Here is a 12808-nt window from a genome sequence, read left to right on the forward strand (position 1 = left end):
AACTACTATATGAGATTACACCGTTTTCTTTTGCAGTTTACTTCATAATCAGACACGTATTTAATTTGAAATAGAAATAGAGGAGGTTGCTATTTCAGGTGCTGGGATCCGTGTTCTAAGGATTGTTCTGGGATTTGCCTTGTCACCTCTGGCATCGGGCGTGCTGCAAATCTTCGTCATGGGAGACTTTCGAGGCTTCGCGATCACCGTCATCAGCTATCCATTCGCATTAACTCTCGGAATACCGGCATTCTTCATTGCTCGATATCTTGGTTGGCTAAGCTTGAAAGCTGTGCTTCTAGGTGGCGCGGGACTCGGAGTGCTCGCCGGGCTTCTTATTACACTCGATGGACTGCACGGGCGCCCCGTCTCGATCATTCTCGGCTTTGGTCTCTTAGCCGCCCACGGTGCAGTTGTTGCAGGGATATTCTGGTTTATCGCCTTCTGGCGAAGTGGCGCCCCGGTGAGTTCAACCTCATTGCAGCATAAAGAGAGTTCATGAAAACAGTTAGACGCAAAATGACACCAGCAGACTGGGGTGTGACAACCGCCGGGTTCGCCGTGGGCGCATTTGCCGGTTTGATCATCGGCGGAATGATGGTTCTGCTATACAGTGGATTATGGATGCTCGTGATCCTGGCACTACCGCTACTTATTTTCCAGTTACTGTTCGAGGGGATGCTTGCCGGGCTTGTCGCGCTCTGGCATCGCTGGCGTGGGCGTCCGCCAGAAGCTGAACCCCTAGCGATCAACCCTGCTGTTGGCCCATGGTTGCGGCGCTATAGTTTCAATATCGGATTTGTCATCGGCGCCGTGTATGGGCTAGCCACCATGCCGCCCCTATAACACGCTTCTGCCGCGTCTAGCGTAGCCAGGGCAAGATCGGATTGGATTCGGCTCGAGCGCCGTTCCATTCTCATCCCGAACCATACTCACGAGAACGGAGATTTAAGATTAATGCATTGGATTTTCGCGTTCGGTATATTGGTTTCACTGCTGTTTGTTTTTGCATTTTCCAACAAGAACCAACCACCGCAAGGCCCCAATCGCTTCGGCGTGGCGGCTTCTCCTGTCGACTGTCTGACTGCGATGCGGAGATTCTATACCGGGTACTTCGATTTCAAAGGCAGAGCGAGCCGCACGGAATTCTGGTATGCGATGCTTTTCTATGTGCTGCTGTTGTTCGTACTGGTCCGACTCAATCTTCCGGACCTTGTTGTATCGATCTTGCTTGTCATTACAATGATCCCGTTTTTTTCCGTCACCGCACGACGCCTGCATGACACGAACAGAAGTGGCTGGTATCAGCTCGTCTCGTGGTTCATGCCTGTCGGCACGATCGTTGCCCTGCTCTGGTTCAATGAGGAACCACGCGATTAAGCGTAAAGGAAGCAGAACGGGAAAACTGGTTCAGTTGACGGTCTGCAACGGTTATGTTTCGGCGTGGAATATTGCCCCCCTCTTGCGGGGTGACCGGCATCGCAAAAGCGCCCCGGAAGCTCGCGCTGTCGCATCAAGATCAATCAGCCCGGATAATTTTGGCAATCAAAGCCTGCCAATCGGCATCGACGGAAACAGATGTTTGCATCCACTCTATGAATCACAAACCGATTCATGCCGTCTATCCCAACTAAGTTAGCGCATATGGGGCAGAGCCCGGCCAAGTGGAGCTGGTCAGGGTTGCGTAGCCTGGACGGGCGCGGGAAGGACGCCCAAACTCAACTAAGACTTAACATGCAAAAAACGATTTGTAGCCGTGATCATTCGTGCAAGTTCAGGTTCCAAAGATGTGCCTTGTCGCCGATGGAGATGACGGCTCGATTGCGAAAGAATTCGTCCTGGCGAAGATGAGTTATGCTTCCGGATTTCGCGGGAAAGGCCAAGAAGCCTGCAGCGTCGATCGAGATTTTCATCCATGCCGCAACCACCATGCTCAGTGTGAAACCGTGTGTCACGATGATCTGTTTTTCGCAGTTGCCTCGTGTGACTTCATCGATAAAGGGAAATACGCGTTTCGCGACATCCCGCCTGGTCTCGGCGTCGGCAATGCCACAATCATGGTCTAGCCGATTGTCATCTGGCGCCGGGGTATAGCGTGCATCAAGCCATTCCTGAGGTTTGCCACCTGCAACGCCGTAGCTGATTTCCCGCAATGCTGGCGTCTCGCGCACCGTATGGCCTAAACGCTTGGCGATTACAGCGGCAGTTTGTGACGCTCTCCGCAGGTCAGAGCTATAGATTCCTACCGCGCCAGGACCGATCAATGTCGCCAAGCGTTCGGCAACGACCTCAGCCTCCTGCAAACCGCGCTGCGTCAGATGGCTGTCGAACCAACCTCCAACCCTATTTTCCAAGTGATGGGTGGCCTCAGTATGTGTAACAACGAAGATCTCCTTCACGGCGGCCAACCTTTACGTGTTTCAGTCTACTTTATCGCTTTACTAACTCAAAGCTGACGCGCTGCAAACGGATCTGTCGCAAATTTTCCACCTCTTCCGCGCTATGCCCGCTTCCTACGGGCTGCGGTCAATGATGCCCGTGCAAGCATCGGTTTAACACCAGAAACAGATTGGGACGAATAAATCAGCGGTCTTGATCAAGCGTCCCAACGAGCAATACGCACATCTCAAGACCATGCACCACTTCTTCCACGTACCCGCATGGAGTCGATGAACAAGCGAACCGACGGTAGCCGTGCACGTCTGGTGTCAAACAGCAGATGAATTGGCAAAGGTGGAGGTGCGTACTCATCCAGTACACTGCAGAGCTCGCCCGTCGCAAGCCTCTTAGCCACCTGATAACTGAGAACGTTCGCTATACCGAGGCTTGCGACCGCAGCCTCAATCTGCGCATCGATGGAAGTTACGATAAGGCGCGGCTTTACGACGGTGACATGGGATTTTGGGCCGAACCACCAATTCGTCCCCGTCCGAATATTGTCACCAGCAATAATGTTATGACCGACAAGCTCCTTAGGCGTTGTGGGTCGACCGTGTTCCGCACAATAGCGGGGGCTTGCCACCAAGACTTGACGCACCATGCCGATTGCCACTGAGCGAAGGCTACTGTCGCGCGGTTCACCGACACGTACAGCAACATCGATACCCTCTTCAATGAGGCGGATGTTGCGATCGAGAAGCATCAAACGCACCGACAAATCTTGATGCGCAGCAAGAAGCTCCTCCACCACCGGAAGTACATGGAGACGGCCGAAGATGACCGGCGCTGTAATATGTAATTCGCCGCGTGGTGCCGATAGACCGCCCGTCGCGACGCGCTCGGCTTCCTGTAACTGAGCGAGTATCTCCCGGGCACGTTCGAGCAGAGCAGCGCCTTCCTCAGTGAGAACAACACTGCGAGTCGAACGTCGAAGAACCGTAACGCCGAGACGCTGTTCGAGTGCAGCGATTAACCGGGTGACTGCAGGAGCAGATATGCCCAGGTGGCGAGATGCTGCAGCAAAACCGCCACGTTCTGCAACCGCAACGAACGTACTCAACTCTGTAAAACGGTCCATACGATTATTCCAGAAAGTGGAATTCTGATGTGTCCATTTAACGGATTATCATCGAGTATTGAAGCAAATACTGTCTCGGTATGTCGAGTTCATACTTTCACCACATCTTCGGCGCGACGGCGCGCACTCTCCAAGAACAGGCTGATTCGCGCACCACCTATGCGCTTCGTGAGGCCCCGTCTGACGACAGCCGTGATATGCTGACTGAGCGAGAACTCAGTTTTCTCCAGGCGCGTGATAGCATTTACCTAGCGAGCGTGACGGCAGACGGCTGGCCCTATGTTCAACATCGTGGTGGCCCGGTCGGATTCATCTACTCCTTGGGCGAAAACCGGATTGGCTTTTCTGACTACCCAGGCAATCGTCAGTACATCTCCCTTGGAAATGTCATGGAAAGTGGGCGTGTCGCCCTGTTTGCGATGAATTATCCTGCTCGGCAGCGCCTTAAGCTTATCGGGCGTGCCCGAAGGGTCGTATCTGCGGATGCGCCCGAGATCGTTCGGACACTCTCTCACTCCGACGCACCACATGCTGACGTGGCCTTTGTAATCGAAGTGATCGGTTTTGATTGGAATTGTCCAAAGTTCATCACGCCGCGTTTTACGTGTGCTGAGATCGGAGCGGCGGTTGCGGCTCAGATCACGTCTGCCGTCGAACGTGAAATTGAACCGCTGCGGGAGGAGAATGCCCTCTTGCGGGCCGAAATAGCGAAGTTGAAGGCGACCAAAGAGTGAGCCTGGCTTGCGCAGACAAACGCTCAATCATTGTCAGGCTCAAAACTGCCAACCGAACGGACTCCTCATTCTGGTTCCGTTGCATTCTCGATGAACTTTAAAGAAGGATTTCAAGTATGTATCGACTATATTATTCTCCGGGAGCCTGTTCACTGGCAGTGCACATCGCGCTCGAGGAAGTAGGCGTCGCCTATGAACTGGAGTTGCGATCGACAAAAGACAGCGAGGGAACCTCCACCCCCGACTTTCTTGCTCTTAATCCGAAAGGCCGCGTTCCGTCACTTCTTGGTGTTTCTGGCCGCTCCGGCGGCGCTCAAAATCTGTTGACAGAAGCGCCGGCCATCCTGATTTATCTCGCGGAAACTCACCCAAATGCCAATCTACTTCCAACCGATTTTGACGTCAGAGCCCGTTGCATCGAGTGGTTGAACTGGTTGTCTGGAACGGTTCACAGCATGTCATACGGTCAGTTGTGGAGACCACACCGCTTCGTATCTGATGAGGCGCTATTCGCGTCCGTACAAGCCAAAGGTCGAGCCAACCTTATCGATCAATATGCCTATATTGAGAGCATCATGTCTGATGGACGTAGCTGGGCGGTGCCGCAAGGCTACAGCGTGGCCGACGCTTTTCTTCTCGTGTTCTGGCGTTGGGGCATGCGTATCGATATCGACATGTACGAAGCATATCCGGCATGGACGCGGGCGACTGCGAGGACCTTTAGCCGTCCTGCTGTAAGACGCGCCCTGCTCCAGGAAGGGCTGGACGGCGAAACTGAACTGAGCAGCGCCCTAGTATAGCCTGCTTTTTAAAATCAGCTGATGGGAAGTTAGACGCTCTTCCATCCGCAAATAAATGTTCAGCGACAGACCAAAAGTCAATTATCCGTTTGGATCGTGATTACCGGTCAGGAACTCATAGGCAATGCTATGAATTCCTGCTCCGACTAATTTAAGTGCGCTTATTAACGTGCCTGCTGCCGGTGCTCGAACATCGAGTTAAGAAAGTCATTGAGCCTGGTGCTTGTCTTATCACAGGACAAGGTTATGATGACGTTGCTTCGAATTGCTGTTTGAGAAAAAGGCGTTTCGAGTGCCGCCAAGTATATCGCGGGTCACGGCCGGCTAGCGTTGGATAGATCAGTCGCGTATCTCTCCGCCCCCTAGATCGAAATAGCTTTGCAAAGGCACTGGTTTGACTGGCAGGTGTGCGCTGAACCGACCTGACGCTTCGATAGACGTCCCTCTTGCGAGGGCAATGCGTGCGGCCACTGTTGCTTCGCAATAACGGCCTTGACACGGCCCCATGCCGCTACGGCATTCCAGTTTCGCGGCACTAGCCGACTGAATGAAAGGATTGCGGGCCAACATCGCCTCGAATCCCCCACTGCGCACAAGTTCGCAACGACAAACAATGGTGTCTTTGGGATACGAGAGCGCCGCGAGCGCAGTGCGCTTCGGTGCGAACATAGTCTGCACCACGCGTGAAAAGCGTCTCGCGCGAGTCAGCATCCGGGTGCTCTCGCCATGGCGTGCTGCGCTTGCAGTAACGCCCATCGATGCCGCAATGGCCAGCCCCGCCACGCGTCCTTCAGCCCACGCGCTTTCCGCACCTGCAATTCCGGTGGGTTCCCCAGCTACGAATATGCCCTCAACACTGGTGCGAAATGCACTGTCGTGGCGGACCAGCCAACCACCAGCCGCCGAATCCCAGTGCAGGTCACAGCCAGCTTGGCGCGCGAGTTCAGTCGAAGGATGAAAGCCGTAGCCCAACGCCACCACGTCTGTCTCTATCGTTCGTGCTTCGCCCTTGAGCGTCCAATCGCTATTTACCTTTTCCAAACGCACACTGGTCAGCGTCTCTCCGCCGTCAGCCTTCGTCACGATCGTATTGTGCGACAAGCGCACGCCATGCGTCACGATCTTTCGCAGTGCTCGCGCCGCTTCCATGAACAACGCCATATGACCAGGCATAGCTGGCAACGCAGCGGCCATCTCGCTGAACCGGGGGAGCCCACGTGCAAAGGCAATCTCGATAATCTCGGCGCGGGCATCCAGCAGTTGGGCAGCAAGGATCAATAAAATCGGATGAGAGCCGGCGAGTACCAGCCTTTGCTTAGCGAGCAGCTTCTGACTTTTTAGCAGCGATTGCACGGCGCCCGCCGTCATAACGCCGGGCAAAGTCCAGCCAGGAAAGGCTACCGGCATGTCATGGGCGCCGGTAGCGATCAATAGGTGCCGTGCCGAGACCAGTCGTCCGCCCTTCTTCGTATGCACTGCCAATCGCAGTCTGCTGCCCGCTTCCCGCTCGTCGCGCAGCACACCGAAGGCCGTGGCACGAAACAGCGTTTCGATGCGGGGATGGTTCTCAAAACGCTCAATCAGGTCTCGAGCCCAAGGATAGGGACGGTAATCGCCATGACGGATGCCCCATTCAGTCGGGGGGCGGCGAAATATCTGACCACCGGCGCTGACTTGTTCGTCAACGACCAGAACGGAAAATCCCGCTTCGGCTACTTCAAGGGCGGCTGCCATGCCGGCCGGGCCAGCTCCGACAATTGCTAAGTCCACCATTATTTCCCCTAATTGGCCCTGAAGCGACTGACGCAATGCCCATCGACCACATCCGTAAGGCAACCGCGCACCAATAGTTGTCCGTCCACGATCAATGCGCAATCGAAACAAGTTCCCATGTTGCACAGAGGCAATCGCGGGTCGCCTTCGCGTGAGATACTAAAAGCCGTGACGCCGGCAGCCAGAAGCGCCGTCACTAGGGTTTCACCCTTATAGGCAATAATCTCACGGCCCTCGAATGTGAATCTGACCATTTCACCGCGAGATTTAGTCTTGCGTTCCCAAGGCATCATCGCTCAGCCTTTCACATAGCGAGCTACGTCAAATTTACTCATGTCAAGCGCCGGCGCACGTCCGGCAATCAGGCCCGTTAACGCCTGCGCGAAACTGGGGCCAAGCGTGAAGGCGGAGCCGCCAGTCGCAACAAAGGCACCCGGGTGACCGGGCACCGGTCCAACCAGCGGGAGCTGATCAGGAGTAATGGTCGTGGTGCCCACCCAACTGCGCAGCATCGGCAAGCCGGTGAGTTCGGGCAACACACGAATTGCCATTTCCGCATTGCCGGCGAGACTTTCGGCCAAAAGTTCCGGCTTGGCATCTAAGTCTGGCTCACCATCCAGATCCAACGGCAACCGTGCAGGCCAACCGCCACCAATCAGAATGTTGCCGTCCCGTGCCTGCTTCAGCGACAACCGTCCGCCAGCGTGCTGTATCAGATGCGACATTAGTTTGGGCAGGCGAAGGCTAACGTTCATGGTCAACGCCAATGGGATAGTTGGTAAGTAAGCACCCATCAGCTCACCAAGTTTCGTCGTCCAGACCCCAGCTGCTATCACGACCGCGTCTGCCGTCACCTTGTCCGACGCTCCGCCGGTCCGATCTTGTAAATCCACATGCCACCGACCACCTTGACGAGAAAGGCCCACGACCTCACAGCGCGTGCGAATTTCCGCACCTGTACGCAAAGCGGCACGGGCCATCGCTGGCGCAGCAGTACGGGCATCAGCCTTCCCCTCAATGGGGCACCAGGCAGCGGCGAGCACGCGGGGTGACAGATAAGGCGCAATACGTTCGATCATGGCCCGGTCGATCACGTTGATGTCCAGACCCCATGCGCGTTCTATCTCGGTTTTCTGCTCCAGCAAGCTGACTTGCGCCGCGTCTTCGGCGATCATAAGCCCACCGGACTGTTCAATCTCAATATCCTCGCCGGTCAGAACGGACAGGTCCGACCACAGCCTCGCTGCCTCAAGATGTAGAGGCATGGCTTCTGCAGCCTTGCGGGCCGCCTCCAACCCTCGCTCAATCATGCGGTATTCGAGTTGGAAATGAAGACTACCAGCATTACGACCAGAAGCGTGCTGGTTTATCTGGTCACGCTCCGCCAACAAAACTTGCCCACCGTCGCGTCCAATCATCCAGGCAGTGATACAACCCAGAAGACCACCCCCGATCACCACCGCATCATAGTTCGGACCCATCAAAGCGGCCGGATCTCGATACCCAGAGAACGCAGGGTATCGGCAACACGCTGCACTTCGGCGTCCGTCAGCTCCAACAGCGGATCACGTACAAAACCGGCCGGCACCCCTCGAAGCCGCAGGGCAGTCTTCATAATCGCCTGCTGATTGCCGAATTGCGCGCCGTAATTGGGCTGGAACCAGGCTTGCATAATCACGCGATCCCGCTCACCCAACCGAATAGCGCCGTCGCGGTCTCCCCCGGCGATGGCGCGCCAGAAATCAGGATGGTCAGTGCCCAGAACCCCGCCCGATCCCATCAAGCCATCCCCATGCCCTAACAGTGCGAGATCGGCACCCAACGCGGAAGTTGGTAAACCGAAATAGCGTACCCGTCCTTCGACCTTATACATGGCTGAAAGGAATGAAGCAAAATCGCCAGTAGAATTCTTAATGGCCACCACGTTATCGATATCTGCCAATTCGTCCAACAGATCCGGATTCATATCCACTATACAGCCACGAGGCCAATTGTAGATGGTGAGCGGAATGTCGGTGGCAACCGAAACCGTGCGATAGAAGTTTACGATCTCGCGCCGGTTCGGCACCACGTAGGGCGGCGGGGTCAGCAGAATGCCGTCCAGCCCGGCCTTTTCGGCAGCCCGCGCATGAGTGATCGCCTCAGCCACCGTGAAAGCATTGCAAGAACCAATGACCACTAGCCCCTGTCGGCGATAACGGGCACCTGCGTCGAACAGATCCGCACGTTCTGCAATAGTCATACTGAACCATTCACCGCTCGTGCCTGCGAGTATAACACCATGCATACGCTCGGCAACCAACCAGTCCATCTGACCCGCGAAGGATTCAAGATCAAGACGTCCAGCGCGGTCGAATGGGGTGGTGATGGCGGGGATATAGCCCGTCCAGGTGACACTGTTGCGGTCCAAGTCGTTTCCTTTCTTTGAAGGGGCGCTTATGCACCCGTCCGAGTTTTGACCGGTTCGCCATTTTCAGCCTCGAAGGTCCGTCCCCACCCAGTCCAGGCAGCAACGATCATAATGGCCGTCAGTACAAGCGGGTAGAGAGTGACCGGAAACAGCGAGAAGGTCGATTGCGCTGGCGTTTCCGCATAACCGGAAGTCAGGAGTGCCCCGATAAACAGATAGGCGCTCAACACCGGTACCACCGAAGCAAGGCCAAGGGCAAAACAGTCCATGATATTCGAACGCCGATACGGATGCAGGCCAACGCGTGCTCCTAGTTCGTCAGCGATTGGGCCAAAGGCTAACATTGCAGCCGAGTTCACACCACCGAATAGCAATGTGGTGGCTGACACACCGATACCGATAGCAAATTCTACGCCGCGCGGCGTCGAAGCCATGTTGCCAGAGGTTATGCGATCGATCATCATCTCCATCACGCCCGCACCGCGCAACACACCCATGATACCGAAAACAGAGATCACCAGCGCCACTGTCCCCAGCATGGAGTTTACGCCGTCATAGAGGAAACCAGCCGGTTTGCCGTCAGACACACCAATGATTGCATCGACAGTCAGCAGACCGGTTGCCAGCCCTGTGACAGATCCGAGAACGAGCCCCACCGTCACCGCCTTGAAGATATCACGGGTAATCATCGCTACGATCAGCATGATTGCTACCGGGATAAGCATCAGCAGTGGTGCTGGGCTGGCATCGCCGATAAATTCGTTCACCACAGTTCCCGCATTTTCCGAGGACATGCCGATTAGCAGATACAATAGCGCTGAAATGACAGCCGCTGTCAGCGCATAGCGCGCACGGTGTCGTACGACACCGCCGATATCAGCAACCGCATCCCGTGTCCGGTAACGTTGGGATGAGGATGAAATAATCGTGGTGTCCGAGATCGGTGCCAAGTTGTCGCCGAGGATTGCTGCCGATAGGATCGCGCCGGCCAGCGGTGCTGGAGCAGCGCCGATAGCAATGCCAGCCGCATAAAAGATCGGGAAGGCAGTAAACATGGTGCCAATCGAAGAACCTGTGGCCATTGAGATCGCCGCAACAGCTATGAACACGAAAAACGTGTAATAGCCCACGTTCAACCCGGTCTCCTGGGCCAGCCAGACGAACCCGGAGGCAACGCCCGTCGTTTTGATCATCGCAGAGATCATGCCGACCATAAATAGGATAACAATAATGGCCACAGAGGTCTCGCTGCTAATACCTCGCAGCGTGTGTTCCCAGAATTTCGAGTAATCGCGGGCAAAAATAGCACCAATCAACAGTGAGACGAATCCCCCCATTGCCAGTGCTGTCATGTCGAAAGCCTTGAAGACGACGAAATAAAGTACACAAAGGATCAGAAAGATAAAAGCCGGCAAAAATGCCATCCCTATACCTCCCCGGAAGCGAAGGAGCGAGTTGTTCACGATAGTTTCCCCGATGGGTTTCAGCTCTGGAGGGCGCGCAATACGAGGTCGCTGGCCGGGTCAGTGATCTGCTGCAGTTCGACGAAATTGCCATCTGGGTCGCGGCAGTAGCATATACGCATCGGCCCCACATCCACCGGCGCTGAAATGAATGGTACCCCAGCCGTTAATAGCCGCTCATGGTCAGCAATCACGTCGTCGCTGTCGAAGCAGACATGCGCAAAGCCTTGTTGAGACAAAGAGCGGTCGTCGTTGCGACTGGATTGGGGCTGCTTATATTCAAACAATTCCAGGAATGCATTGCCCGCCTTCAACAGGACTGAACGTGCGGTTGAATTCGATATCCCGGTAATCCCGGCGGCAAAGTTCGACATCTCGGTCCCGCTTTCCCAGCCGAAAGCGAAAATTTCGGTGAAGCCCAGATGGTCTCGATAAAATGGTAATAGGCGATCCATGTCGCCGGTAGTAATAGCTGGATGATGAATACCTCTGATCATCGCGACCTCCCTCTCACGCACAGGCCATGGCTTCGACCTCAACCAGCAGATCGAGCGAGAAAAGGCGGGTGACGCCGACAAGCGTGCTAGCCGGGGTATTCTCGGCGGCGCTGAAGGGCGCAATCAGTGACTCCCAGTTCGCCAGCGTGGCATCCATGTCAGTCGTATAGACCCGGATGCCGGTGACATTGGAATAATCCATGTCTGCTTGCCTCAGCACCTCTCCCAGATTTGCCACCGCGAGTCTCAACTGCGCCGCCATATCATCCTTGTACTGAGGGACACCATTGGCGTCGGTAGCGCATTGTCCCGATAACATCAGGAGGCGGTTAGCGCTCTTGAGCTCCTTACCGTGAGCAAATCCAAAGCCTGCCTGCCAATTCCAAGGATTAATTTCGCGTGTTTCCATCATGTCCTCCCATGCCGGTTTACCCGCTCCGCTTACAACACAAGCGGCGACAGCTATCATTCCACACGCCGCAACGGTTGCAATCAATGGCAGATTCGTCCAAACTTCGTTGCGTTTTACGCAACGATATTACGAATATTCCGCGACTTAGCTCCAATACGACATTATGTTGTGCCAACGATGAATGAAACGCAATTCCATGAGGGTAGGCATGACAATTGACGACCGCCGCGTACGGTTCCTCTTTCAGGCATGGCGCAGCGGTTCAATGCGAGCCGCTGCCGATGTGCTGGAGGTCGCACCGTCCTCTATCAGTCGCCAGATCGCGCAGCTTGAACGTGAGGTCGGGAACCGTCTGATCGAACACGGCCAGCGTGAGATCCGTCTTACCGAAGCTGGTCAGGCGATCATCGAATACTACCGCACTCGACAGGCTTGCGTTGAGGCGCTCCGCGGCCAACTTTTAGATCTTTCAACTGCCCGTTCAGGCCATATGCAGCTCGCACTAGGCGAGGGATTTTTGGGGGAAGCGCTTTACGACACGCTTGATGGTTTTATGGACGCCTGGCCGGGATTTACATTGTCGGTGAATGTAACCGACACTCCACGAATGGTGCAAGCGCTCCTGAATGACGAGGTGCATTTCGGACTTGGCTTTCATCCGTTGTCTCATCCGCAGATCGTTTCACGTTTTCGAGCAGCGGTACCGCTAAAAGCAATCGTTCACGCCACACATCCTCTGGCTGAGCGCACCAGTATCTCGATCGTAGAGCTTTGCGCGCAGCCGCTAGCGTTGATGGGTCAAAGCTTCCGTATCCGTCAGACAATCGACACTGCCGCCACCGATGCTGGCCAGACGATAGCACCCATATTGACTACCAATTCCATCGCGTTGCTTATTCGTACCGCTTGCGCTCGCCGGGGTGTGACAGTCCTACCAGAATTTAGCGTGGGATCTGAGATAGCCAGCGGTAGGTTAGTAGCCGTCCGTATTGATGTCGCCCAACTGCAAGCCGTTTATGTTCATTTGATAGCCCGCCGCAACCGCCAGTTTTCGCCCCAGCTTATCGCGCTGGCGGAGCAAATTGGGAAGCGGTTAGTCCCTGCCGCGCTCAGTGAAACACGGCAGTTGTGAATGAAGGCAAACCGCATCTGTGGACCATCCCCTCGTTGCAAGAACTCTTTGAGGGTTTGATCGGATCAAT

At 55.2% G+C, this 12808-nt stretch carries 15 protein-coding genes; 6 read left to right on the forward strand and 9 right to left on the reverse strand.

The genetic code is table 11. From position 1 onward, the window contains the following. The first annotated feature begins 139 nt into the window (after positions 1-139). From CQZ93_RS14930 to CQZ93_RS14940, 3 genes are all read left to right on the forward strand, one after another. A complete protein-coding gene (locus CQZ93_RS14930) occupies positions 140-502 on the forward strand; it encodes a hypothetical protein (RefSeq protein WP_286153632.1) in 363 nt (120 codons plus the stop codon). After that, positions 499-846, forward strand: a complete 348-nt coding sequence (locus CQZ93_RS14935) for a hypothetical protein (RefSeq protein WP_146114451.1) — start codon at positions 499-501, stop codon at positions 844-846. The genes CQZ93_RS14930 and CQZ93_RS14935 overlap by 4 nt, the downstream gene beginning before the upstream one ends. 111 nt (positions 847-957) lie before the next feature. After that, positions 958-1380, forward strand: a complete 423-nt coding sequence (locus tag CQZ93_RS14940) for a DUF805 domain-containing protein (protein ID WP_105543459.1) — start codon at positions 958-960, stop codon at positions 1378-1380. A 380-nt stretch (positions 1381-1760) separates the two neighbouring features. On the opposite strand, the gene CQZ93_RS14945 is transcribed toward CQZ93_RS14940, so the two are convergent. Further along, positions 1761-2399, reverse strand: a complete 639-nt coding sequence (locus tag CQZ93_RS14945; RefSeq protein ID WP_105545151.1) for a histidine phosphatase family protein — start codon at positions 2397-2399, stop codon at positions 1761-1763. A gap of 227 nt (positions 2400-2626) precedes the next feature. Beyond that, the gene (locus CQZ93_RS14950; RefSeq protein ID WP_105543460.1) at positions 2627-3517 is read right to left on the reverse strand and encodes a LysR substrate-binding domain-containing protein; all 891 of its coding nucleotides are present in this window, start codon (positions 3515-3517) and stop codon (positions 2627-2629) included. A gap of 80 nt (positions 3518-3597) precedes the next feature. Between CQZ93_RS14950 and CQZ93_RS14955 the strand changes: the two genes are divergently transcribed. Both CQZ93_RS14955 and CQZ93_RS14960 read left to right on the forward strand, forming a co-directional pair. After that, complete coding sequence (locus CQZ93_RS14955; protein WP_105543461.1) at positions 3598-4251, forward strand: pyridoxamine 5'-phosphate oxidase family protein; 654 nt, start codon at positions 3598-3600, stop codon at positions 4249-4251. 116 nt (positions 4252-4367) lie between these two features. Beyond that, entirely contained in the window at positions 4368-5051 is a 684-nt protein-coding gene (locus CQZ93_RS14960) for a glutathione S-transferase family protein (protein ID WP_105543462.1), read from the forward strand. Between the two features lie 339 nt (positions 5052-5390). Here the strand turns inward: CQZ93_RS14960 and CQZ93_RS14965 are convergent, their stop codons facing one another. Genes CQZ93_RS14965 through CQZ93_RS14995 form a run of 7 tightly spaced genes read right to left on the reverse strand, consistent with a single transcriptional unit; the run spans position 5391 to position 11663 of the window. Continuing rightward, a complete protein-coding gene (locus CQZ93_RS14965) occupies positions 5391-6824 on the reverse strand; it encodes an FAD-dependent oxidoreductase (RefSeq protein WP_105543463.1) in 1434 nt (477 codons plus the stop codon). 8 nt (positions 6825-6832) lie between these two features. Further along, the gene (locus tag CQZ93_RS14970; RefSeq protein WP_210201101.1) at positions 6833-7078 is read right to left on the reverse strand and encodes a (2Fe-2S)-binding protein; all 246 of its coding nucleotides are present in this window, start codon (positions 7076-7078) and stop codon (positions 6833-6835) included. Between the two features lie 42 nt (positions 7079-7120). Then, the gene (locus CQZ93_RS14975) at positions 7121-8305 is read right to left on the reverse strand and encodes an NAD(P)/FAD-dependent oxidoreductase (RefSeq protein WP_105543465.1); all 1185 of its coding nucleotides are present in this window, start codon (positions 8303-8305) and stop codon (positions 7121-7123) included. Next, the gene (locus tag CQZ93_RS14980; protein ID WP_105543466.1) at positions 8305-9234 is read right to left on the reverse strand and encodes a dihydrodipicolinate synthase family protein; all 930 of its coding nucleotides are present in this window, start codon (positions 9232-9234) and stop codon (positions 8305-8307) included. Before CQZ93_RS14980 ends, CQZ93_RS14975 begins: the two co-directional genes overlap by 1 nt. A 26-nt stretch (positions 9235-9260) precedes the next feature. Further along, positions 9261-10658 carry a Na+/H+ antiporter NhaC family protein gene (locus CQZ93_RS14985; RefSeq protein ID WP_105543467.1) on the reverse strand — a complete coding sequence of 466 codons (1398 nt, stop codon included), beginning with the start codon at positions 10656-10658 and terminating at the stop codon, positions 9261-9263. 59 nt (positions 10659-10717) lie between these two features. Then, a complete protein-coding gene (locus CQZ93_RS14990; RefSeq protein WP_105543468.1) occupies positions 10718-11194 on the reverse strand; it encodes a VOC family protein in 477 nt (158 codons plus the stop codon). Positions 11195-11207: 13 nt separating this feature from the next. Beyond that, the gene (locus CQZ93_RS14995; RefSeq protein WP_105543469.1) at positions 11208-11663 is read right to left on the reverse strand and encodes a RidA family protein; all 456 of its coding nucleotides are present in this window, start codon (positions 11661-11663) and stop codon (positions 11208-11210) included. A gap of 151 nt (positions 11664-11814) precedes the next feature. On the opposite strand from CQZ93_RS14995, the gene CQZ93_RS15000 reads away from it, so the two are divergent. Then, positions 11815-12738 carry a LysR family transcriptional regulator gene (locus tag CQZ93_RS15000; RefSeq protein WP_181153402.1) on the forward strand — a complete coding sequence of 308 codons (924 nt, stop codon included), beginning with the start codon at positions 11815-11817 and terminating at the stop codon, positions 12736-12738. The last annotated feature ends 70 nt before the right edge of the window (positions 12739-12808 follow it).

The sequence above is a fragment of the Ochrobactrum vermis genome (assembly GCF_002975205.1).
Taxonomy (GTDB): Bacteria; Pseudomonadota; Alphaproteobacteria; order Rhizobiales; family Rhizobiaceae; genus Brucella; species Brucella vermis.

What these genes read in the sequence shown, in the direction of transcription:
- CQZ93_RS14965 (WP_105543463.1), bottom strand. Translation starts at nt 6,824, where the DNA reads ATGGTGGACTTAGCAATTGTCGGAGCTGGCCCGGCCGGCATGGCAGCC.
- CQZ93_RS14975 (WP_105543465.1), bottom strand. Translation starts at nt 8,305, where the DNA reads ATGGGTCCGAACTATGATGCGGTGGTGATCGGGGGTGGTCTTCTGGGT.
- CQZ93_RS14955 (WP_105543461.1), top strand. Translation starts at nt 3,598, where the DNA reads ATGTCGAGTTCATACTTTCACCACATCTTCGGCGCGACGGCGCGCACT.
- CQZ93_RS14940 (WP_105543459.1), top strand. Translation starts at nt 958, where the DNA reads ATGCATTGGATTTTCGCGTTCGGTATATTGGTTTCACTGCTGTTTGTT.
- CQZ93_RS14960 (WP_105543462.1), top strand. Translation starts at nt 4,368, where the DNA reads ATGTATCGACTATATTATTCTCCGGGAGCCTGTTCACTGGCAGTGCAC.
- CQZ93_RS14990 (WP_105543468.1), bottom strand. Translation starts at nt 11,194, where the DNA reads ATGATCAGAGGTATTCATCATCCAGCTATTACTACCGGCGACATGGAT.
- CQZ93_RS14985 (WP_105543467.1), bottom strand. Translation starts at nt 10,658, where the DNA reads ATGGCATTTTTGCCGGCTTTTATCTTTCTGATCCTTTGTGTACTTTAT.
- CQZ93_RS14995 (WP_105543469.1), bottom strand. Translation starts at nt 11,663, where the DNA reads ATGATAGCTGTCGCCGCTTGTGTTGTAAGCGGAGCGGGTAAACCGGCA.
- CQZ93_RS14970 (WP_210201101.1), bottom strand. Translation starts at nt 7,078, where the DNA reads ATGGTCAGATTCACATTCGAGGGCCGTGAGATTATTGCCTATAAGGGT.
- CQZ93_RS15000 (WP_181153402.1), top strand. Translation starts at nt 11,815, where the DNA reads ATGACAATTGACGACCGCCGCGTACGGTTCCTCTTTCAGGCATGGCGC.
- CQZ93_RS14935 (WP_146114451.1), top strand. Translation starts at nt 499, where the DNA reads ATGAAAACAGTTAGACGCAAAATGACACCAGCAGACTGGGGTGTGACA.
- CQZ93_RS14950 (WP_105543460.1), bottom strand. Translation starts at nt 3,517, where the DNA reads ATGGACCGTTTTACAGAGTTGAGTACGTTCGTTGCGGTTGCAGAACGT.